General features: G+C 27.3%; 18 protein-coding genes and 1 pseudogene. 6 read left to right on the forward strand and 13 right to left on the reverse strand.

What is annotated here, in order from left to right:
* Window positions 1-472: 472 nt before the first annotated feature.
* The 8 genes and pseudogenes from ACYUEX_RS06525 to ACYUEX_RS06560 form a co-directional block, all read right to left on the reverse strand.
* Window positions 473-1,852 (reverse strand): McrC family protein, encoded by a 1,380-nt coding sequence (locus ACYUEX_RS06525; protein WP_460287154.1) that lies wholly within the window; start codon window positions 1,850-1,852, stop codon window positions 473-475.
* Window positions 1,853-1,854: 2 nt separating this feature from the next.
* A complete protein-coding gene (locus tag ACYUEX_RS06530; protein ID WP_460287156.1) occupies window positions 1,855-4,212 on the reverse strand; it encodes an McrB family protein in 2,358 nt (785 codons plus the stop codon).
* A gap of 57 nt (window positions 4,213-4,269) precedes the next feature.
* The gene (locus ACYUEX_RS06535; protein WP_460287157.1) at window positions 4,270-4,944 is read right to left on the reverse strand and encodes a hypothetical protein; all 675 of its coding nucleotides are present in this window, start codon (window positions 4,942-4,944) and stop codon (window positions 4,270-4,272) included.
* A 142-nt stretch (window positions 4,945-5,086) separates the two neighbouring features.
* A pseudogene (locus tag ACYUEX_RS06540) lies at window positions 5,087-5,251 on the reverse strand (phosphoribosyl-ATP pyrophosphohydrolase); the annotation flags it as partial.
* A 450-nt stretch (window positions 5,252-5,701) separates the two neighbouring features.
* Window positions 5,702-6,379: a hypothetical protein gene (locus ACYUEX_RS06545; protein WP_460287158.1), complete on the reverse strand. Its 678-nt coding sequence runs from the start codon at window positions 6,377-6,379 to the stop codon at window positions 5,702-5,704.
* Entirely contained in the window at window positions 6,380-6,925 is a 546-nt protein-coding gene (locus tag ACYUEX_RS06550; RefSeq protein ID WP_460287159.1) for a sigma-70 family RNA polymerase sigma factor, read from the reverse strand. It lies immediately after the preceding gene.
* Between the two features lie 353 nt (window positions 6,926-7,278).
* A complete protein-coding gene (locus tag ACYUEX_RS06555; RefSeq protein ID WP_460287161.1) occupies window positions 7,279-7,851 on the reverse strand; it encodes a helix-turn-helix domain-containing protein in 573 nt (190 codons plus the stop codon).
* Window positions 7,852-8,115: 264 nt separating this feature from the next.
* Window positions 8,116-8,817 carry a hypothetical protein gene (locus ACYUEX_RS06560; protein WP_460287163.1) on the reverse strand — a complete coding sequence of 234 codons (702 nt, stop codon included), beginning with the start codon at window positions 8,815-8,817 and terminating at the stop codon, window positions 8,116-8,118.
* Between the two features lie 659 nt (window positions 8,818-9,476).
* Here ACYUEX_RS06560 and ACYUEX_RS06565 point away from each other — a divergent pair.
* Window positions 9,477-10,223 (forward strand): phage antirepressor, encoded by a 747-nt coding sequence (locus ACYUEX_RS06565; protein ID WP_460287164.1) that lies wholly within the window; start codon window positions 9,477-9,479, stop codon window positions 10,221-10,223.
* Window positions 10,224-10,360: 137 nt separating this feature from the next.
* Here ACYUEX_RS06565 and ACYUEX_RS06570 read toward each other — a convergent pair whose 3' ends face one another.
* From ACYUEX_RS06570 to ACYUEX_RS06580, 3 genes are all read right to left on the reverse strand, one after another.
* Entirely contained in the window at window positions 10,361-11,584 is a 1,224-nt protein-coding gene (locus ACYUEX_RS06570) for a hypothetical protein (RefSeq protein WP_460287166.1), read from the reverse strand.
* A gap of 60 nt (window positions 11,585-11,644) precedes the next feature.
* The gene (locus ACYUEX_RS06575) at window positions 11,645-12,958 is read right to left on the reverse strand and encodes a sensor histidine kinase (RefSeq protein WP_460287167.1); all 1,314 of its coding nucleotides are present in this window, start codon (window positions 12,956-12,958) and stop codon (window positions 11,645-11,647) included.
* A 106-nt stretch (window positions 12,959-13,064) separates the two neighbouring features.
* The gene (locus ACYUEX_RS06580; RefSeq protein WP_460287169.1) at window positions 13,065-13,760 is read right to left on the reverse strand and encodes a response regulator transcription factor; all 696 of its coding nucleotides are present in this window, start codon (window positions 13,758-13,760) and stop codon (window positions 13,065-13,067) included.
* A 290-nt stretch (window positions 13,761-14,050) separates the two neighbouring features.
* Here ACYUEX_RS06580 and ACYUEX_RS06585 point away from each other — a divergent pair, with 290 nt between their 5' ends.
* The 3 genes from ACYUEX_RS06585 (at window position 14,051) to ACYUEX_RS06595 (ending at window position 16,656) form a co-directional block, all read left to right on the forward strand.
* On the forward strand, window positions 14,051-14,545 hold the full coding sequence (locus ACYUEX_RS06585; RefSeq protein ID WP_460287170.1) for a GNAT family N-acetyltransferase: 495 nt from the start codon (window positions 14,051-14,053) through the stop codon (window positions 14,543-14,545).
* A 232-nt stretch (window positions 14,546-14,777) separates the two neighbouring features.
* Window positions 14,778-15,569, forward strand: a complete 792-nt coding sequence (locus ACYUEX_RS06590) for a CPBP family intramembrane glutamic endopeptidase (protein ID WP_460287171.1) — start codon at window positions 14,778-14,780, stop codon at window positions 15,567-15,569.
* A gap of 4 nt (window positions 15,570-15,573) precedes the next feature.
* Window positions 15,574-16,656: a hypothetical protein gene (locus tag ACYUEX_RS06595; protein ID WP_460287172.1), complete on the forward strand. Its 1,083-nt coding sequence runs from the start codon at window positions 15,574-15,576 to the stop codon at window positions 16,654-16,656.
* Between the two features lie 155 nt (window positions 16,657-16,811).
* Here ACYUEX_RS06595 and ACYUEX_RS06600 read toward each other — a convergent pair whose 3' ends face one another.
* Window positions 16,812-17,132 (reverse strand): hypothetical protein, encoded by a 321-nt coding sequence (locus ACYUEX_RS06600; RefSeq protein ID WP_460287173.1) that lies wholly within the window; start codon window positions 17,130-17,132, stop codon window positions 16,812-16,814.
* Window positions 17,133-17,412: 280 nt separating this feature from the next.
* On the opposite strand from ACYUEX_RS06600, the gene ACYUEX_RS06605 reads away from it, so the two are divergent.
* Together ACYUEX_RS06605 and ACYUEX_RS06610 are read left to right on the forward strand one after the other, a co-directional pair.
* Window positions 17,413-18,303, forward strand: coding sequence for a hypothetical protein (locus tag ACYUEX_RS06605; RefSeq protein ID WP_460287174.1), 891 nt, complete (start codon window positions 17,413-17,415; stop codon window positions 18,301-18,303).
* 340 nt (window positions 18,304-18,643) lie between these two features.
* On the forward strand, window positions 18,644-19,126 hold the full coding sequence (locus ACYUEX_RS06610) for a DUF2975 domain-containing protein (protein ID WP_460287175.1): 483 nt from the start codon (window positions 18,644-18,646) through the stop codon (window positions 19,124-19,126).
* A 400-nt stretch (window positions 19,127-19,526) separates the two neighbouring features.
* Here the strand turns inward: ACYUEX_RS06610 and baiCD are convergent, their stop codons facing one another.
* Window positions 19,527-23,000, reverse strand: a complete 3,474-nt coding sequence (gene baiCD, locus ACYUEX_RS06615; RefSeq protein ID WP_460287176.1) for a bile acid Fe-S flavoenzyme BaiCD — start codon at window positions 22,998-23,000, stop codon at window positions 19,527-19,529.
* Between the last annotated feature and the right edge of the window lie 206 nt (window positions 23,001-23,206).

Raw genomic sequence — 23,206 nt, forward strand, 5'->3', positions numbered from 1 at the left:
TTAATAAATCGTTACTATCAATGGCCACTCTACTTAAATAATACCTTTCACTATCCATGGCTAACACAATAATACATACTAATCTCTTATCTCTGAGGACTTTATAGTACTATAATCTTTGAAATAACTTTGTACTATATGATCTACAAAAATTAATAACAATTCATTTACATATTGTTTTTCTTATAAATTTAGATTTATAGATGATTTCATAATTCTCTTTTTTAAATCTTCTATATTAATATTGGTTCGTAAAATAGCTTTATTCTTTTTTGTACTGTTAATTAAATCATTATAACTATTTAAATACATACTTTCTCTTTTATTCGATTTTAAAAATTCAAAAATAAAAATTTCTCTTTAAAACATATAATGACTTTGCACAAAAATGTGCAAAGTCATTGTTTTCTCACTCTATTATATTATTATGGTAATTATATAATATTCTTTAATCTAATTTATATTTCAGCATCTATTTCTTAGTATTTAATAAATATGATATAGTTTCCAGCTTTAATTTTTCATCATTATTTTTACCAAGTAATGTGAAATCTCTACTTCTACAGTACTCATTATAATCTAACATAAAGTTAAAACTTAAAATTTCAATTTCAATAGATACTATACTAAAGCCACTATTAACTACATATTTTATCTCTCTATCAAACTCAAAGATTTTTGGATAAGCTAAAGCTAATTTATTATATCCACCTCTTAGGGCATAACTGCTCATTTGATATAAATCTCCCTGACTTATACCGTATTTTTCTTCTTTATTTTTATTGAGAAGCTTATATTTTGTATCTAAAATATAAACATTATCTTCATTGTCCTTTAAGTATATATCTTGTTTAAGATTAAAAGCTTTTCCTGAGTATTTACCATCTAAATATAAATCAGCTAAGTATAAATTACTCTTTTGCTTTGTTATTTCTTTAAATTTATCCTTGAAATTCTCCTTTATAAAGTTATATATAAAATCCTCATATATAAGCTCCATTGGAACTAAGAAACAAAAGTTTAGTTTTTCATTATCTTTGGTTGAAGTTATTGATGAATTTCTTAAAAACATCTCACAGAAAGCAATAACAGTTTCATATTCTTTGTTAAATCTAGTTATGCTTATTCCATCACAAGCATTTTCTCCTAATGCTACATCATCAACTTCATCTAGAATAAATATTATTTTCTTTAAATTTTCGCTACTTTCTTGATTTCTCGTTACATTTATAAGTTTTTTAGATACAAACTTAATTATTTTATTTACTTCATTGTTATAAACAAATGGCTCATAAATTGTGCTAAAAGAATTCCAACGTCCTGTTGAAATATTATTCTTAAGATACTCTGGAATATTTAATCTTCCTTTTAAATATGGTAATTCTTCCTCAACTTCTTCATAACAATTATATGGATTATTATAAACTACATCTAAAGTAATCTTACTAAAAATATAAATTAATATTTCAAGGATACTATCTTCTTTGTTAAATTCAATATTTGTATCAACTATAGGAAACTTTATTTTAGTACATCTTTTAAGCCAATATATTAAATTTAGCATTAAGTAATTATCTATATCCTCTTCTTTAACATCTTTATTAAATATCTTAGGGTATATTGTTATACTTTCACCTTCATAAGTTATATAGCCTACATAGTTTCTTGCTTTAACGTAATCACCATCAAAAGTTAAAAATCTTTGTTCAGAGTTACTTATTTCATCACTATATAACTCCCTATCATCATAAAACTTATATCTCTTTCTCCAACTCTCATTTAAAAACTTTCTAAATTCCTTTGTTGAGTTTAAATTAAGTTTTTGGAATTTACCAAACTCTCTTAATTTCATTGCTATTCCTCAATCCCATCATATTCAAGCTGAAAGGTATCTAAGTTTTCTTTTACTCTTATTCCACCTCTATTAAGTATTTCAACTACTTCTCCACTATTCATATAAAAATACTCATTTAATAATGGTATAACCTTATTGTTTATAATCCTACCTAAGTCATCCTTTATTTTATTTACAAAAAAAGCATGACCAATTAAGTAATCAGCAGATCTTTTCTTTTCATATATTGCTTTATTTATAGGTCTTAGTATATGCTCAAATTCTGGAATAATAGAATAATCAGTATACATAGGAATAAAGTCAAATCTTCTTCTTAATGCAATATCTATATTAGCTATTGATTTATCCGCTGTGTTCATAGTTCCTAGAATATATAAGTTAGGTGGCACGATAAACACTTCTTTAGATGGTAAGGTTACTGAAGTTTCATTAGGTTCCCCTAATCTCTTATCATCTTCTATTAATGTAATTAACTCTCCAAATATACGTGAAATATTACCTCTGTTTATTTCATCAATTACCATAACATAAAGATTATTTAAATCATTTTTAGCTCTTTCAACTAAATCCTTAAATATTCCATCTTGCTTTACAAAGGATAGCTGATCTGTATTATTTGTATTTGCTCTTATACCTTGTATAAAGTCTTCATAGCTATAATTTTGATGGAAGGTAGTAAATACTATTCTTTTTTCTGCTAGATATTTTTTATATCGGTTGAATACATCTTCTCTATTTTCAAGTGATTCATTTAAAATTTCTTCTACTTCCTTCTTTTCTACAATACTTACGGCATAATTAACAGTATTATAAGTTTTTCCTGTTCCCGGTGGCCCATATAAAATCATATTTAAAGGTGTTTCAATTTCTTTTTCAAATAGCTTGTCCTCTATAACTTCTTCAGGTTCAACTTCTCCTGTCCTAGATATAGGATTAATACTTGTAGCTAGGTTAAGTGTTTTTATTTTTTGTAAAAGAATATCTAAATCTACTTCGAAAATTTCATTAATAACTTCACTTTCAAATTCTTCTTTTTCCTCTTCTTTAACTGTTATTACTTGCTTTGAGCTAAATTTATTTCCCCAAGCCTTATTGCTATTAATACTATCTGTTGTTTTATCACTTTCTATAAGTTTTATAAACTTACGATAATATAAACCATCTTTTTCTGTTACATCATTAGTAAACACACCTAAAAAAAGTATTTTATTTTCATCTGAAACATAAAAGATATTTTTTGTATTTTCGTCTACTTTAATGTTTTTATAGTTTAATGCAACTATATTGTTTTTCAAGTTTTCTTCAACTTCTTCTCTTGAAAGTTCTATCCCCTTAAAAGCTTGAATTTTAAAGAAATTATTTTCTACATTCCATAGTTTTGCTACTTCCTTTGAAAACATAATTCTAGCGTAGACAACTCCTCTATTTTCTTCATTCTTAACCTTGATATTATGTTTATTTAATTCTCCATAAATTATTTCACATAATTTATCATAATGCTTTTCTAGTGGAGCATTTGGTTTTAACACTCTTACAAACTGCATTAGCTTATAATTTTTAAAAGCAGATAATTTATCTATTGGACTAATAATATACATTATTACATTTCTAACTATCTCTGGAACCTTGCCTAAGTCCTTATATTTTTTATAGCTTATAAGGCTTCTAACCCACTCATTTTGTCTTACAAATGTTAATGCTAATGTACGCTTATCTTCATAATCATTATAAATATTCTTGTTATAAGCATTTTTATCTATGTAAGCTACAACCTCAAATAATAACTTTAAAAAGTTATACTTTTCTTCATTATTTTTATAGTTGCTTAAAAAGTCTCCAGAACTAAACTTATCTAAAGCTTCAATATCAGATTTTAATTCATCAAGACTATTATTGCTTATATTGAAATTAATGAATTCTTCCCATTTGTTAACTAGCTTTTGAAAAGCAAACTCTTCCATTCCCATGTATTTTTGAATATACTCAACATTATTTTCAATAGCAGCCTGTACTATTTTTGTTATCTTTTCTGTATATTCACTTTTTGTTTCTTCGTAACATTTATTTATTATTTTCAAATACTCATCTATATTATTTAAATCATATATTTTCAATTCTGCATTTAAGCTCCACTGAAAATTTTCCGGCATTATTTTGATATCTAATTTATTTATATCTTCATCTGTTAAATACTTTTTATTTACTAGGATACTTATATAGTCTTTTCTTTCCGCCACCTCTGCATACATCTTTGAATTTACTTTATATCCTATATACCTAGGTGTTATGTTTTCAACAGTTCCCTCTAAATTTCTCATGTAATTTAAAACTTTATCTTTTAATGTATCAATATTCATTTACTTCTCCTTTAATTTATATTTCTTTATAAGATATGAAAATAGTTACTATTATTCTTAATAAAATTTTATTCTTCCATCATCTAGAATTTTATAATCTAAACCAACCTTAGTTATTGTATTAATAATATCTTCAGTATAGGAAGCATCTAACTTTCTTTTATCATCTAAAAGCTTATTTAAATATATAGAAGCATCACTTGTTTGTCCCTTAAGTATAGAATAATATTCGATACTATTTTTTGTTATGTTAATTTGCTCTTCAAGTTTTCCTTTAAACATACTATATTCTTCTTCCTTGAATTCATTCAAATCATAATTACTTAATTTAGCTAATTCATTTTCTAACTTCTTTTTTGTTGACTCTGAAAAATCTTTATTTGTATATACACTAACCATATTTGTTAAAATAGAATTAGTTTCCTTTGATATGTTATTTGCTATATTAAGGAAATCATCCATACGTTTAATTTTTCTTTCTTTTCCTATAGACAATGAAGATTTTAAAAATGAAGCTGATTCTGAAGTACTACCTTCATTTGATATGTCCTTTATAATAATAAAACTTACAGTAGCAATTCCTAGCATTATTCCTACCAATAATGCACTTAATCTACTTATTTTATTACTTTTATACTTCTTATATTTTTTACTGTCAAAACTATGTTTTTTGTTTGTGCTGATCATTTTCCTTTCAATATAACTATAAACATAATCATCATCTTTTGACATATAAGCACCTCCTAAATTACCCAATTAATATACACCATACCACAATATAAATATCTATATATTCATTTCTACTTACTTTAAAATTCACTATAAAATTTTCTACTTTATATATAATTAAATATCTATTGTAAGTCTTTTATATTTACTTAACGCTTTTTAAAACTATCCCCTCTTTAAACCCACCACGTTCTTCTAACTTTTCTAATCTCTTTTTATTTAAATCCTCTTCACTATATCCCATATTATTAGCTAGTCCATATAAGACTTCCATTACATCAGCTAATTCTTCTAAATTTTTATCTTCTAGATTACTCAAGGACAAAAGGAGTTGAGTCTCCTTAATTACATTTTGTTACATTTATTTATATTTTATCATATTTTAATGCTTTAAATAAGAAAAAATAGGAATTAATATGCAATTAATTCCCATTTATTTAAACCTAGGTATTTTAAATTTTAATTATAATTAATCAATACTCTGTTAAAAATCAAATTGAATTCAGTATTTAAAAGATTGGTAAAACTGATCAACATACGTCATCTAAAGAAGAAGGAAAATTTTAAGTAAAGGCTGATTACCTAAAAACAAGATTAAGAAACTTATGAAGAAACTATTGAATTAAAAAGTTAAATAGAAAAATAAGTCTAGAAGACAACAAAAACTCAGTTTAAATACTGAGTTTTTTTATTTGTATAAAGAATATAAAGGAAGTCTTATACCTTCCTTTATCATTAAAATATTCTATTAAAAGATGAATTAGGTAATTGCATGAAGAGCAGCGAATACTAAAATAATAATTAATAGTATGACAGCATACTTAGGTCCAGGAATTAACCCCTGCCAATTAGTTGCTAAATATATTAAATTGCTTTTGATTTTTTCTTTCCTAATCTCTATACTCTTTTCTATATTTAAATATTTTATTATTTCTAATAGAAGTTCACTATTTTCTTTATTAAATGGTCTTAAATCAATTTTCACTTTATCTTTAAAAATCAGACGAAATGTATCAAAGTCTTCTCTTCCATCTATTATATACTTTATATTTTCTATATCATTAATATATTCATATTCTATAATAGTATAGCTTCCAGATAACTTATATACGAAAACTCTTTTATTTGTTATAAATATTCCAAAATAAACTGGGCTTAAATATCCATACGTTGTTGGATACATTGTTATCCTTTTATTTAAAAAGCTTTGAAAAAATATACCTCTATATTCTATAGTTTCATCCTTATTAAGATTAACTTTTGCTAATTTATTTAAATGTGAAAAAGCAAGTTTTCTTACAATCTCTTCATTTTTAATTTTATAAAGATCTTCTGCATATTGATTTTTACTTTCAATAGATTTCTTTTCTAATTCACTTAGCTCTTCTTCTGAGTAGTCAATTTTATTTAATAGTTTTAATACTTCTCTATCATCCATTTAAATCACATCCTTCTCTATATTTTTTAATTTTTTTCTAGTTCTAGATATTCTAGTATGAATATAGTTTTCTGAATACCTAAGCTCCTTTGCTATTTCCTTTATTGTATAACCTTCTATATACCTTTTAATAAATATTACCTTATCTTTTTCTTCTAGGTTATTTAAAATATTATCTATAATTTCTTCATCTTCTATTTTTTCTAAGGTTTTATCTTCTACTGCTGTTATTTCATCTGTATATTCAACATAATTATTATTCTTAAAATTCTTTCTCTTAATATCTATGGCTTTATACTTAGTTATAGATATCAACCAATTTTTAAAGTTCCCCTTTTCTTCATCAAAACAATCAATATTAAACCAAATAGTTGTAAAAACATCATTATAACATTCATCTATAAAGTCCTTTTCATAGTCCTCCTTTAATATATTTCCTGCTACATAATAAACTAACTTTCCAAAGTCATTGACGAGCTTAGCGAAAGATTGAATATCTTTATTTTTAATCATATAAATAAGTTCTTTTTCATTTATATCTCTCAAATTTACACCTCATTTCTATTTGTCTTTCTATCTATTATTCGTTTTGAATTTATGCTTTCTGTCAGTTATTATCTTTTTTTCTAAATTTATTTAAGCTATTACATTTTTTGATTCCTTAAAAATTGTAACATTCTAAATGCGCTTATTAACCATAGCCAAATTTTAAAATAGCTAAAAAGATATATTTTCAAAACATAGTTAAAAAAATATAAAAATAAGCAAAAGAACATATTAGATATTGTTCCTTTGATTGGGAAATTATAAAAGTCAGGTTTCATAAACCTGACTTTTAATATTTAAAAATTAGACTCTGTTTTAAACCAATGTTGATAAATGAACATAAGTAAAGTAGCCTACAAAGTATAATTTGTTTTCACAAAACGATTTCCATCTATAATATATTTTTTACCATTAAAAGGACGACTTATTTCTTTTCCCTCAATATTAGTCTTGCTAACTTTAACCAATAACTGCTTAATATCTGTTTCAACAAGATAATATGCGCTTCTATCATTAAAACTATCCGCAAGTTGTAACACTCCTGGTTGTACCAAAAAATCAATTATATTCTCTACTTTACTTAGTTTTTTTTGCCTGATTAATGGATAAATAATCTTAGCTTTAGAATATTTATCTTTAACCACAGCATCATATATAGACCTGCAATTTCCTGTCTTATGATAAAGCGAAATATCTATGGATTCTTTGATTACAAAGACTGGTTTATCATCGCCATCTTTTAATAAAGAATCTATTGAAGTATCAAATAATTTAGCAATACTTTGCAAGTTTGTAACATCTGGTATTCCATTATCAGATTCCCATTTAGTTATTGCTTGTCTAGATACACATAGCTTTTCTGCAAGTTGTTCCTGTGATAAATTAGCGTTTTTTCTTAACATCTTTAATTTTTCACCAAAAGTCATTTATATTCCTCCATTCGTTTATCTAATAATCAAATCTTACCTTTTTGTACCTGTAAAACACAAGAAAAATGACTTTACATGTATGCTACTTTCCGTAGCATAATGCTTTTTACCCTCTAATGGACTTATTAAATAATTGTTCATACAGCCCAGTAATCCTTACGAGGAGCTTCACAACACTTTCTTAAAGCTCTCTCGCTTTTTTTATATAAAATATAATTAATTAGAGTTGCTAAATATATTAATAAAACTGGAAGTACCGTTTTAATTTAAAAGTAAATTTAAATCAATTATAGCATTTACCTTTAATCCAGTTTCCTTTATATCTATTTCCTTCAAAGTTACACCTTTAAAGTTTTCTTTATAAACTAAAATATTTCCATTATTAAAGTCTACCTTTAAATTACTCTCTTCTGGAAACCAATCCTTAATAAAATTATCTAATGCTAAATTTACAATCCAATTTGTAATTTTTAAATCTAACAATTTTACTTCCTTAATATTTAAAACTAAATTTTCATTTTCATCTAAACTAGGTATAACTTTAACTTCAATAGGTGTTTTCATCATATTAATTACATTATAATTTACGTTGACTACTATATAGCCATCTCCTATATCAACCTTAACATCGCTCATCTTATCATTTTTAGTATGCTTTAAGTAATAATCTAAACTATTAATGATAGCTTCTTTAGGTGCAAATATTTCTCCTTTAACACCCACAACAGGATTGTTTATAACTTCGATATTATTAGCCTGTAAGCCCGCTATAGAGCTTATAAACTCAACAACATTGCTTTCATTTGTTACTACTTCCTCTTGCTCATTATCTTTCTTAACATTTTTTATATTTTTTGTATCATTCTTTTGAAAAAATACTACTGCTACCACTATTAAAAAAATTAATACTAATGCAAATATAATATACTGTACCTTTTTATCTTTAACACTAAACTTCATCACTATTTCTCACTTATATACTTCTTATATTTTCTTCACTCTTGGTTAATTTAGCCCTAATTACATTTAGTTATATTTTATCATATGGAGTTTAATAAATCTATAATTGCAATACCCCTTACTTCCCTATAGCTATCTCTCATTATCTCTAAATACTAATCTGTATATATTTCTTTTACAACTTTTCTACTTCTTATTTTATAAATGCATATAACAGAACTTTTTAGAACTTAATTCTTATCTTCAAGTCATGAGAAAAATGTTTATATAAAAAAGTCGCCAAAGCGAATTTGCCGAGCTGTCGACTTTTTTTCGCGCATGTGCATTTCCGAAGCTTGCCTGAGGAAAATCTTGCACGCGCACTTTATTCTCTTTTTTACTCTATAGGGGTAACTTTAATAACTTATATGCTGTAAATAATTTATCTACATATTTTAAAAATACAATTTCATATAGAGTAAAAAATTATTTCATTACTAATAAAAAATTTTGTTAAAAATTTTAAAAAATATAGCTTTCTGCATATTTAAATAATGAATAGAAATTTTCTATTTAATAAAATACCTAATAAATCTAGCGAAATCAATGGTTTATAAAGGGACTAACATTTAGTGAGGTCCTTTGAAAATAAAAAAATTAATTTATAAAGTGAGGTTTATGTTATGGAGAAACTAGAAATTTTTAAAAATGACACCTTTGGAAAAATAAACATCTTAGGAATTAACGGTAGAGAATATTTTCAATCTAACCAATGTGCTTTAATTCTCGGATATTCAAATCCACATGCAGCTATAAAAAGACATACTAAATATGCTTTCAAGCACAAGGTTTCAACTTCAGGTGGAAATCAAGAAGTTATATTTATGCCTGAAAGTGATTTATTTAGACTTATTGTGCACTCTAAACTTCCTTATGCTGAAAAATTTGAAAGTTGGGTTTTCGAAGAAATACTTCCATCTATAAGAGCTAAGGGAATATATGCTACCCCTAAAGTAGTAGAGGAAGGATTAAAAGATTCAACTACCATTGAAAAATTACTTACAGATTTAAAGGAAGAAAGAGAACAACTAATATTTGAACTTGAAGAATCTAAAGAAAAAGTTAATTATCATGATACAGTTTTAAATAATGATTTGATAATTCCTATAACAGTAATTGCAAAAGACTATGGAATGTCTGGTATGCAAATGAATAAAATTCTTAATTCATTAAAAGTACAATATAAAATTTCTGATAAATGGGTTTTATATCAAGATTATGCACCTGAAGGATACACACTCTCTAAAACACTCAATACTCCTAGTGGAAGATCTATAATAGTAACATACTGGACTGAAAGAGGACGAGCTTTTATCTATAAACTATTAAAAGATAAATTAGATATTGTTCCCTTGATGGAGAAATTATAAAAGTCAGGCTTTATAAACCTGACTTTTCATATTTAAAAATTAAAATACATTAGGAATTCGTTTGGCTATTCAACTGTGAAATTTTTGAGGTAAAAATACATTATTATAGTTTTGTAAATATTTCTATCTAATTACTTTTATTCTATTATATTATAAACCTCTAGCTTAGTTGTTGCGTTATAATTTTCATCCTCTACAATTGATTTTACATAAAATGTTTTTCCACCATCTGCCCAACCTGCAAATGCTTTATGATGTCTTTCCTCTGTATTAGTAACTATGTTAGTTATATTTGTAATTTCTAACTTATCATTGATATTTGCAATACTTAAGGTATTATTTTGTTTTTCACCCTTTTCTAAAGCAGGTTTCAAACTACTTATAACAACTTTATCTTTATTTTCATTGATATGAAATTCAAAGAATGTACCACTATCTACATCTACAATTTTTGTAAGTTTCTTGTTATCTATATCATAATTCCAGATTCCATTTTTACCTTCTTCTAAACCTGAAAATAGTATTCTACCATTTTCATAAAGCATTTCTCCCCTAATATCAATTTTAATACCATCATCTTCTGATAATATCTTAGTGAATTTATTATTTTCAATATATCCTATAGTATTTTTTGTATTATGCTCTTTAGACGGATCAAAATCATCTGAATAATACCCTTCTAAATACTGATAGTTAACATAAATTCTATCTCCCTCTATTCCTAATATTTGTCTTAACACTCCATCTTTATCATTATGTCTTAATTCATTAGGGATAATATAATATTTTTCATTTGGGATATCTATTACAGCTAATTTTGGATCTTCCTCACTTCCAAATGTTGCTGCATCTATAGTACAATTTCTATAGGAATCATGACCATCATAAAGTAAGTTACCTTGCTCTTTAATTAATTTAGTATATACAGCTAATTCTTCTAATTCACCATCCTTATTAACAGTATATACTTTGTTATCATTTTTTATCTTAGTTGGGGAGGATCCATTATAAGAGATGTTTGTATATATTCCCCAGTCAACATTTTTATATGTCCAATTTACTTTATTATTGCTATCTAATTTACCAACGCCTACTTCTCTAATAACATCATCATTTTGGTAAATAAGTTGAATAATGTTTTCCTTTACATAAAGCATCCTATAAACAGTTCCAGGATCTATAGGTTCTGTTTCTGCAACCATTTTAATTTGAAAATCCCCGTTTTTTTTGTCTTTTGTGTTGTCATCAATAATAATTTTTTCTGTTCCCAATATTACATCTTTACTACTTCCCTTTGAACATCCTACCGGTATAATTGTTGTCATTATAACAATTAATAATACTAAATATTTTCTTTTCATATTAGCTCCTCCAATCACTTTATATCCTTAGTATAATAACTAGTTGTTATTGGAATAATATTAATATGTTTCCAAAGTATTAAAATTTTTAAATTTGACAATGAATTTAGATTTATTTCCATCTACCTCTACTTCTATTGTTGCATTATGTGCTTCTACAATATTTTTGCAAATATACAAACCTAAGCCGTGAGAATTTCTCTTATTTTTACTAGTACTATCAACCTTAACAAAGGGTTCAAATATACTTTCCTTCTTCTCAATTGGAATAACCTTTCCTTCTGATGAAATTGAAAACATTGTATGTTCATTAATATCTTTTAATTCAATCACTATTTTACTATTATTATTTGAATACTTTACTGCGTTTTCTACTAAGTTATTCACTAATATATATAAATATTGTTTATTTCCCTTTATACTAATATCATTAGTTTCATTAATTATTTCTAATGATTTTTCTTTTATACTTATTAAATTAGCTTGGACTATATCATTTAAAATAAATTTCAAATTAACATTTTCATAGGAATAATCTTCTAAATCACTTATTTGCTTTGAAATATCTAAAAGTGTACCTACTAACTCATTCATTCTTTTACACTCAAAAATAATTCTTTTTATAGCTATAGCTTTAAATTCCTCATCCTGAAAGTTATCCTCACTTAATATTTGTGCATATCCTGAAATACTAGTAATTGGTGATTTTAATTCATGAGTTATATTTCTAAAGATATTTTTTTCTTGTTCATCTTTCCTTTTTAACTTTTCACTCATTAAATTAAAAGAGTCTACCAAAACTCCTACTTCATCATTTGAAGTAATATTAATTTTTGAAGGATAACTACCTTTTCCTACTTCTGAAACTTTATTCTTAAGAAGTATTAATGGATTAACTATCTTTGATGATAAAAAATATATAGAAATTAATATAATTAAGAAAAGTCCAGTAAAAATATAATTAACTAACTTATTGATATTTTGATTTCTTATATACTCCTTTTCATAATCATTGGCTAACATTATAACCCCTATAGCTTCTTTATTCTTACCATATATTAAGTAACTTACTTTTCCAATAATACTATTAGATCTTCTTTCAATATCTATAACAGCCTTATTATCTTTAACTATACTTAAAGTTTCTTCTGATACCCAATATATATTTAGATCTAATTCTTTTTCATTAATTTCTCCTTTTAATAATAAGTTACCATTTAAGTCGTATAAAGCTCCTTGACAATAAGCTCTGTTTAAAATAAAGTTAATTACTTTATTATTTAAATCACTTATCGTGATTTCATTTTTATTAATATTATTAATGGCTAAATAATCATTTAAACTGCTAAGTGAAACCTGATAGTTTTTCTCCATATCATTTGTAATATACTCTTTAAAATTTTTATAAAAAAATTTATTTAATATTATATTGGATATAATTATGAATACAATGAAAATTAAGGATAATACTATTCCATATTTACGCCTTATCGTTAGCATTACTTTCCTTTAATATATAACCCACTCCAAAAACTGTTTCTATGTTGACTTCCTTTTTTAACTTTTGACGTAATCTTGTTATATGTACATCTATAGTCCTTGTATCTCCAATAAAATCATATCCCCAAACTAAGTTTAATAAATCATTTCTTGAATAAACTCTATTTTTGTTTTTTATTAAAAATAATAAAAGATCAAATTCCTTTGGTTTAAGTTTTATTTCTTCACCATTACATTCTACAATTCTACTGTGTTCAGAAATATTAATTTTGCCGCTAGAGATATTTTCTTTAGTATTATCTTGATTTGCAATTTCTTTTTTTCTTCTTAAAGCTACTCTAATTCTTGTTATTACTTCCCTAATATCAAAAGGTTTTGTAATATAATCATCTGCACCTAATTCAAGACCAAGAATCTTATCTGTAATATCAATTCTTGCTGTAAGCATAATTATAGGTATCTTATAATTTGAAATTTCTTTGCAAATAGAAAATCCATCTATATCACCTAACATAATATCTAGCAATATTAAATCTGGCTTAAAAGTTTGTATATCATCTTCTACTCTTAATCCGTTATCATTTATCTTAACTGAGTACCCTTCTTTAGTTAATGAAAACATTAATATCTGGCTTATATCTTCATCATCTTCAATAATCAATATATTTTCTCTCAAAGTATCACCCCTTTTATTACCATTATATATTCTTTGTTATTTTTTTACTAGTTTTCTAGTTATTATAATCCTATTAATGTTTTTAAATAGAATTTCAACCTTTAATACCGTTAGATATTTTAACTCAATAAATTATTCAAGTAAGAATGCACTATTATAGTATATAAGAGTTTTATGGAACAAATTTCTAAATCATGCTAATATAAGATTAAACAATTAATGTGAAATTGTATTGTTCATTATTAGTATTATGAACAAATAAATTATAAAAGAAATGGAGAGAAAATTTTATGGAAATAAGAAAAGTTTTGCAAAATGAAATAGATATTTTCTTTGAACTTATTGGTGAAGTTGAATATGATCTTTTTAATATAAAAAATGAAGAGCATATTAATTGGCTAAAAAAGAAACTTGATAGACTTTATTATAATGGAGCCGAGTTTTTCGGAGCATTTAATGAAAATAATGAGATACTAGGTATTATTACTATATTAGTGGATGTACCACCAGAAGGAATTAATGATGGTTATAATAGTTGTGAAGTTATAGAAATGGGAATAAACAAAGGTATTAGAAATAAAGGATATGGGTCACAGTTATTAAAATATGCCGAAAACTATGCAAAAAATCAAAATGTCTATTGCATGTATATGCATACATATGCTGGTGATTACGATGTAATAGCATTCTATGGTAAGAATGGGTTTGTTCCAGTTGGTATTATACCAGATATATATGGGCCTAAAAATGAAGGTATGTTATATATGAGAAAAATAATAAGATAGTAATACCTCTATATAAATTAGTTTTACTGAACAATTTTAATATTTAGTGACATAACTTTATATTAATATGCATTAGTTTTTATCAAGTAATTATATAAATAGGAATTTGTAATGGGGATTATTTTTGCGAGCACAACTTTGAATTAGCAGAAATCAAACATTAGGTGATAAAAGTCAAAGCGTCCATCCATTAAAATTTAATGAGTACTTCAAAATGTGAGGTGAAGAAATCATGACAGATAAAAAAATCATAGTACAATTTACAATGCTGACATTTTGCATAGCCTATTTTGTGTCAGGTGCTTTGATTGCTCTTGGGCAATTCGGATATTCGGTTTACAATTGGGTTCACTCGTTACAACAATTCGGGATGAATATTCCTTTTGCAATCTATATTTTGTCACCCGCTATTGCTTCATATATCATTCTGAAGAAGAATAACAAAATAGCAGATTTTAAGGAATGGTTGAAAACTGTTTTCTACGCTCCAAATAACATATTTCCTTATTTGTTCGTCGTTGCAGGACTTGCACTGTATTTTTTGATACATATTGCAGTTTCAGGTCGCACGGAAATGGTGCTTCCATTTTATACGTTCTTCCTTTCCCTACCTGGTGGCCTTATTATCGGTGGCTTGGAGGAATCTGGCTGGATGTACATATTGCAGCCTGGTCTTGACAAAGAATATGGCTTTATTTTATCTTCTATTTTCACAGGAATCGTTTGGTTTTTTTGGCATATCCCTCTCTTTTTTATTCCGGGGACTAATCATGGAGATGGACTCATTAACTTTTGGATGTTTGCAGTTCAACTCATGGCGTTTCGGTTTTTTAACGGAGCAATCTACAAAATATCAGGAAAAGGCTGTGTGTTTATGTGCGTATTATTTCATACCATGTTCAATGCAGCATCCCCCCTCTTTGGCACCATGACTATGACTTGGGTAGGAACTGTTGTCGCAAATGCTATGATTATTATTGTTTCAATTATAACTGTTGTGATATACGACAAAAAGAAGAGGTAATATGATGAAAGAAAAAATAATTAAATTTATTCTTATTGTAAGTTTTTATATAATTATGTTTTGCTTATGTATTTTAGGAATTAAAACTATATTTTTTATGAACTACTATGAATGGATGAATGTTGTGTTATTCTTAATCTCTGTTGCAATAGCTTCTTTAGGTGTTTATCAACTTATTAGTCGAAAATTTAATTTCAAATATTTGGGTGGAAGATCATTAGGTGCTATTATTCTTTCAATCATAATATTTATCCTTCCACTTTTTTATGTTAATGCTTTTAATAAAACACTCTTTAATAGTTGTAAGGATAGTGAAGCTTTATTAGAAAAAAAACTAGCATTAATTCAATCTAAAAACTCTGCTGAATCAGTAGAAATTGTTAAAGATACCTTTATTCAAAATAGTAATAATATTACAAAGGACTACAATATCATTACTGATAATAACTTAAACATTTATTATGGGATAGGAGATTATTCAGAAAGTATAGAGGTTATCAAAGCTGTAGTATCTTCTGCTAAAACTAACAAGTTAACAAAATATCTAAAGAAATTTCAAGATAAGGAAGCAAACTTTGTTATAGTAAATCAAATTAATAAAATAAATAACTTTATTGATAATAATGCTGCCGCTTATTATGATCCACTTACAGGAAACATAGTTCTCCAGTCATTGTCAAAATATAATTCACTTAAGGAATATGAAGGTGTAATTTTCCATGAGTATGTACACTACGCTTTGGACCTAGAGCTGAAAGATAAATTCGAAAATATACCTGAACTTCCTAATTGGTTTAATGAAGGTTTAGCTACCTATCTAGCCGAAATATATTATGGACCTGAAACAAAAGAATTTAATATAGTTCCTGTGGTTGGAGATATTACAGATGACTCTAATTTCAACAAAGCTAACGCTTTTAACTACTACCAATATTCTAAATACCTACTAAAATATATATTTGAGAAAGGTGGCGATAATTTTATAATTAATTTATTTGATGATATGAAAATTACCAATGATATATATAAATCAATAGAAAATATTCTAGGAGAAAGTTTTGATGAAATAGGGATTAATATGCTTTAAAATTACTTAAATTAGTTATTATAAACTAACAGATAAACTTCAATTTATCGAAGTGATTAAATAGAATTTAATGTGAACAATTTGAAAATATTATTCGTTAAAGTAAGTCTTTTAAAATATTTTTGTCTATAAGAAGAAATAGGGTTTTAACAACCCTATTCTGCAAGATCATATTCCATAACAATTTCTCCTGGACCTATAACAAGTACAACATCTTCATTAGTTAGAAGTTTAGTAGCTGTTATATCATTAAGATTCAAGTCAGTATATAACTTTAAGTATTTAAGAGGTGATAATACTATTACTGTCATGTTATCTGGACCTATATTTCTAAATCTAGCATTAACTTTTTGTGAAATTTCAGATCTATGAATGCCTTCTTTTAATACTTTAGTTTTAGTTTCTGCATGGGCTTTTGTAGTAATAAGAGAAATTGCTAATAATAATGTAAATATAAACTTTTTAATTTTAATCAACTCCTTTGTTATTAGTATGCATAGAATTAATAAAAATAAACTCAATAACTAGTGTTAAAGAGTTGTAAAATAAGTGCAGAAATACAAATAAGATAGAAAAGAAAATGTGTTAATGAAATAAAAATTCTAAAGAATAATTTGAAATTATTGAGAACTAAATAAAAATGTAGATGTTGCGAACTAATTAATAAAATTTGTTCTTTGAAAATTGAATAGTGTGGTATTTACAAAATATGTTATAATTAACTCATAACTGTACGATATTGTGAGGAGATTTGAAATGAATAAAAAGCTAACTTTAAAATTATTATTATTAACATTATTATCTTTTTCCCTTATCTCATGTGGACAAAAAGATAACATTTCTAAATCTAATAATGAAACTCAAAGTTTTATAAAAAAAGAAGAAGGCAATAGAAATAAGGATAGTTTGCCTAATGAAGAAGAGAATGCTGCAAATCAGGATACTAACATTCCGGATTTGTTTATTGTTGCAGGAGGTCCTAATAAAATTCCTGGAATCTGTGAATATTCTTTAGCTAAAATTAATGCTGGCCGCAAAATTAAACCTCCAGTTAGCAACAAAAACTCTACCTGCTATGTTGTAGAAACTGATGAGAATATCTATATAGATGTAACCTTTGAAGTATATAGCTTGATGAATAAAACTGAAATGGCCGGTGATATGATAACTACAAAAATAAGAATCAAAAATATTGAGTATCCTTGTTTTTCCCTTGTAGAAAGCACTGATGGAACTGCTTTAGAAGAATACGCCTTAATAAACCCTTTGGAAACAAAAAGAATTCATTATCTAGCAGAAGTACCTACAGCCGACTCAGCTACTGGTGAATTTGAGATTATTTTGACTATAAACGGAAAGGACTTCAGCAATAAGTTCAGTTTAGACAGCCTTCAATATTCAATAAAGGAAAATATGCAGCAAGATGTAAAGCAAAGCTTAACCGAAGAAGAGTATTATAATATAATAAAAGAAGCTAAACAGCATCAGCAGGATTATATTGATTCTATTGATGATCCTCATATTAAGCAGTCAGTGCAATCCTCGCACTCTGCTGCTATTGCAGAATCATCAGCATTGCACATAAAATATCCGGATGATACTGATACTATCGATGCAGCTTTAAAGAGGGTTCTTAATGGAGAATAATCTTAAACTATTGCGAAAATAAACTTAAATATTAATTTATTAAAAATACCGTACTATTCAATAAAATGTGCGGTATTTTTTAATGCGCAATTCAAATATATTATGAACAATTTGAATTTATTACGAATAAAAAATTGGGCAGGATAAAATGTTAACGGGTTTACTTCTGGGGTGCAAAAATCAATCTCATAGTATATTTTTAATGAGAGTTCACGTTTTCTATAAATTAAAATATATAATAATAACAATAATAATATAATGAAAAGAGATATAAATTAATTGATAAACGATAAATTATGTGTTAAAATCATTTTATCATTAAATCAGTGAGGTGCTTTAAATGAATGTTAAACAAGGTTCAACCACTTTCTTAAAGGTAATTATTTTTCTGCTTGGTATTGCGATGCTTGCTTTGTGTATCTTTTGGTTACCTAGCCTAGCCATTAGAGAACCAAAAGCACATCCAGGGGACTACTCGCTATACCCCTTATTAGGATATGCGTATGGATGCTGTATTGCGTTTTCTGTTGCATTGTATCAAGCTTTTAAACTATTAATCTATATTGAAGGGAACAATGCTTTCTCCGAGTTATCACTTAAATCTTTGAAGGTCATAAAGAAATGTGGGTTAACAATCATCATCTTCTTCGTATTAGGGATAATAACCTTAAAGGTAATTTCTAAAATCTCAGGAGATGACCCAGCAGGTCCTATATCATTAAGTATAATGAGTATTTTAGCAACAAGTATCATCACCGCTATTGTGGACGTGCTTCAAAAATTATTAAAAAATCTTCTAGATACAAAACCAGAAAATGATTAACGTTTTGATAAAATTCAATTAGTGAGGTTATTTGCTTAGAGAATTACATTGATATTAATCATTTTGGGAGAGAGCATTAGAAGGACATTTACCATCAGAAGTAAGAATAAAAATTGAGAATATATTAAATTCGTAAACAACTATTAATACTAGCTACATAAAAAGACTGCCATAACGGCAGTCTTAAATTACTTTCATTTGATTTTGATAAAATCTAAACTCTTTTTAAGGCATCTGAAAATAAATAATAAGTCAAAGATGGGAAGTATATTTTGAGTTAGACAAGGAAATAGGTTCCGCAGATAGTAGCACTATCTAAGGGTTCTGTTGACGCAGTATAACACAAAATAGACGAGCATTCTGACTTACTTATTTTTTGAAGATGCCTAATTATATTATTTTAATCTAAACCTAAACTTTTCTTTAATTCATCTGTAACATCGTATGCGCTATGCTTCATTGGTATTACATAATCATCATTTTCTCCATGTATAGGTGTCCATACTTGAGCATAGAAAGGATTCTTTTTAGCTATATCACCATAATGCCATTCATTTCTTAAACACTCTGGACACCAATGTCCACCATGTAATACAGCATTTGTTGAAAGCATAAATTCATGTCCATCTGCACATCTCCATTTAATTGGTGTATATATATCTAAAATTTCCTTTGCTAAGCACTCTCCCCCACGGAATTTTGCTGCTTTATTTAGATCCTCAATAGTTAAATTTTCTATACCTTTTTCTTCATCATAGCCATGATTTAGATAAGTTACCTCTTCACTTGGATGGAATAATTCATAGCCTTCCTCTACACTTTTAATAGCCTTTTGTTTTTCTCTTGATCCAAAGAAAGCATTAATCCAATCTTCTTCGTTATTTTCAAACATCCAATAAGTTCCCATTTCTTTATGACCTATTGCAATATTATTAGCTTTCATTTGCTCTACTGTTGGAAACATCGCTCTAACCATTGGATTTGCTGCCATAAGCTGCATTTCTTCTTTTACTGATGCCCAATATTGTTCAGCAGGAATACAACGGAAATGTAATATTTGGTCTAATTTATCTGCATCTGAATAATAATGGCCATGGAAATTATATTGTGCCATCATTCTTGTATCATACAAATCAGTAAACTTAATTCCAAATGCTCCAAGCTGCAAATCCATCAATTCCCAAGTAGCTAGACGATATCCTTTTCCACTACTTAAATTATATGCCTTTCTCCAAAATTCTTCTGGAACCCAATCTTCACAAAGATTAGCCATACATATTCCTGATTCAATAGAAGTGCTCCACTCTAATACATTATTTGGAGGTTGATGGAATACTATAGGTTCATCTTTAGCATTTTCATTACTTGGATGTTGTCCTGTTTGACGTATTGATACCCAATGTTTCAATCCTGAATCAAAAAGTGCCATTTCTGAAAATACCTTTGACATTCCATAATAGTCAAAAATAGAAGGATTAATTGGGTCGCCAACTCTTCCCCAATGAATTGGTGCTGTTCTTCCACCAGTCATTGCTACTGTTGCAACATATGCAAAATGTACTTTATCTGGATCAGGTTGTGCTTTAATAGCCTTTATTATATTTAAAGTAGAACCTATATTAGTGTAAAGTGTCTCTTTAGGATATTTATCAGCTGCTGGAGATACCATAGCACCTATATGCAATACATAATCTGCACCAGTTACACCTTTTAAAATAGTATCGTAATCAGCCATATCACCCCAGATAGCTTCTAAAGAAGGACATGCAAATTTTTTCATTATTTCTTTATTTTTTTCTGATGGTCTTGCAATAGCTCTTACTTTAAATCTACTACTCCTTGAAAGCAATTGTTTTAAAGTCTCTCTTCCCATAATTCCTGTTCCACCAGTAACAAAAACTACTTTTTTAGGTTCTAATGCTTCTCCATGAACCTTAGGATCATCAAAAGTCATAGCTACATCAAATGCTTCTCTAGTAGCATTTAAAGCTTTTCTTGCCATTGCTGCATCTCCAACTGCAAAATATGCTACTCCATTTTCTCTACATGCATCTTCTAACTCTTTTCCATCTCTTGATTTTGATCCAACTGCCATAACAACATAGTCACAAGGATAAGATACTTTTTCTTCATTCTTAATTCCAATAACTTTTCCTTCTTTTATTTCTGTCACTTTTACTTCTGTTATAGGGGTAATACCTGAAGCATATATATTTTCTGTTACACATATTTTTCTTGTAGTCCCCATATCTTGGCAGAAGTCTTTAAGCATCTCTAAAACAGTTACTTTTCCCCCTTGTGATGTAAGGTATTCTGCAACTTCCATTCCAACTAATCCACCACCAATTACAACAATGTTCCCTAAAGCTTTTCCTTTTCCATTAAGAACATCATGAGAGTTTAATACAAATGGTAACTGAGCTCCTGTAATATTGGGAATAATTGGTTCTGACCCAATAGCATTAATAAGTGTATGTGGTTTTATTTCTTCAATAATATTCTTTGTAACTTTAGTATTTAATCTTATTTCTACACCTAGTCTTTCGGCTTTCTTAGCCATACTTTCAGCAGCTTCCTTCATTTCTTCTTTTCTTGGAGCTTCCCCTGCAGTTAAAAATTGTCCTCCTAATACTCCTGTTGCTTCACATATTATTGGATTATGTCCACGCATTTTTAATATTATAGCAGCTTCTAAACCAGCTATTCCTCCACCAGCAATTAATACTGTTTCTGGCTTTTCAGCTTTATTTATTTTACATATTCCTTCTCTACCAAGGGCTGGATTTCTAAGACATGTAATATGTTCTGCATCCACATTTTCACAGCAATCGTAACAACCTTGATTACAGCCTACACAATAATCAATATCTTCAATATTTCCTAAACGTGATTTCTCACAAAAATAAGGATCTGCTAACTGAGCACGTCCAATTACTATCATATCAACTTTATCATCTTCTAAAATTTGCTCTGCTAATTCAGCATTATTTATTCTACCTACACCAACTGTAAGCATACCTGTTTCTTTTCTAATTCTTGCTGCATTTTCAATGTTGAATCCTCTAGGTAAATCTATTGGAGGAACTTCATATTTTAATGCAGCTGTTAAGATATTTCCTCTTGAAATATCAAGTACATCTACACCAGCATCTTTTGCAAGATTACAGAATTTAATAACTTCTTCTATTGTAAGTCCATTTTCTAAATAATCATCATGAGCATCTATACGCATAAATATTGGCATAGTATCTGGTATATTGTTTCTTACTGCCTTAATTACTTCTAATGGAAACTTAGCACGATTTTCAAAAGAACCACCATACTCATCATTTCTTCTATTTATTCCAGCTGAAAGAAATGAATGAGGAAGATAATTATGTCCTGCATGTATTTCAATACAATCAAATCCTGCTTCTACAGCTCTCTTTGCTGCTGCTCCATAACTTGCTACTACTTCTTTAATTTGATCTATAGTTATCCCTGGCAATGTAACCTCTGCACTTACTGGCATATCACTAGCTACTAATATTTGTGCAGATTTGTCACTACCAACAGCTAGGCTACCTTGCCATAATTGAATTCCAGCTTTACCGCCTGCTTCATGAATAGCATCTGTCAGTTTCCTAAATCCAGGAATATATTTATCATCACATATTGCTAAATATCTTCTTGGTGCACTCTTTTCATGCACACTTGTGACTTCAACCATATTAAGACCTGTTCCACCTTTAACTCTTTCTAGATGATATTGAATTAACTGATCATTTACCATTCTAGAGTTTCCAGCAAACTTTGTTCCCATAGCAGGAAAAATAATACGATTTTTCAGTTCCATTCCTCTAATTTTAATTGGTGAAAATAACTTATTAAACATACTAATACCTCCTTACCTTAGGCATCTGAAAATAAATAATAAGTCAAAGATGTGAAGGATATTTTGAGTTAGACAAGGAAACAGATTTCACAGATAGCCAAGCTATCTAATGGTTCTGTTGACGCAGTATAACACAAAATAGAAGAGCATACTGACTTATTTATTTTTTGAAGATGTCTTATATAAAAATTCTACAGTATAACGTT

It is taken from the genome of Clostridium sp. CTA-7, assembly GCF_054768095.1.

What these genes read in the sequence shown, in the direction of transcription:
- ACYUEX_RS06595 (WP_460287172.1), top strand. Translation starts at nt 15,574, where the DNA reads ATGAAAGAAAAAATAATTAAATTTATTCTTATTGTAAGTTTTTATATA.
- ACYUEX_RS06590 (WP_460287171.1), top strand. Translation starts at nt 14,778, where the DNA reads ATGACAGATAAAAAAATCATAGTACAATTTACAATGCTGACATTTTGC.
- ACYUEX_RS06585 (WP_460287170.1), top strand. Translation starts at nt 14,051, where the DNA reads ATGGAAATAAGAAAAGTTTTGCAAAATGAAATAGATATTTTCTTTGAA.
- ACYUEX_RS06565 (WP_460287164.1), top strand. Translation starts at nt 9,477, where the DNA reads ATGGAGAAACTAGAAATTTTTAAAAATGACACCTTTGGAAAAATAAAC.
- ACYUEX_RS06605 (WP_460287174.1), top strand. Translation starts at nt 17,413, where the DNA reads ATGAATAAAAAGCTAACTTTAAAATTATTATTATTAACATTATTATCT.
- ACYUEX_RS06575 (WP_460287167.1), bottom strand. Translation starts at nt 12,958, where the DNA reads ATGGAGAAAAACTATCAGGTTTCACTTAGCAGTTTAAATGATTATTTA.
- ACYUEX_RS06555 (WP_460287161.1), bottom strand. Translation starts at nt 7,851, where the DNA reads ATGACTTTTGGTGAAAAATTAAAGATGTTAAGAAAAAACGCTAATTTA.
- ACYUEX_RS06610 (WP_460287175.1), top strand. Translation starts at nt 18,644, where the DNA reads ATGAATGTTAAACAAGGTTCAACCACTTTCTTAAAGGTAATTATTTTT.
- ACYUEX_RS06545 (WP_460287158.1), bottom strand. Translation starts at nt 6,379, where the DNA reads ATGGATGATAGAGAAGTATTAAAACTATTAAATAAAATTGACTACTCA.
- ACYUEX_RS06570 (WP_460287166.1), bottom strand. Translation starts at nt 11,584, where the DNA reads ATGAAAAGAAAATATTTAGTATTATTAATTGTTATAATGACAACAATT.
- ACYUEX_RS06535 (WP_460287157.1), bottom strand. Translation starts at nt 4,944, where the DNA reads ATGTCAAAAGATGATGATTATGTTTATAGTTATATTGAAAGGAAAATG.
- ACYUEX_RS06525 (WP_460287154.1), bottom strand. Translation starts at nt 1,852, where the DNA reads ATGAAATTAAGAGAGTTTGGTAAATTCCAAAAACTTAATTTAAACTCA.
- baiCD (WP_460287176.1), bottom strand. Translation starts at nt 23,000, where the DNA reads ATGTTTAATAAGTTATTTTCACCAATTAAAATTAGAGGAATGGAACTG.
- ACYUEX_RS06530 (WP_460287156.1), bottom strand. Translation starts at nt 4,212, where the DNA reads ATGAATATTGATACATTAAAAGATAAAGTTTTAAATTACATGAGAAAT.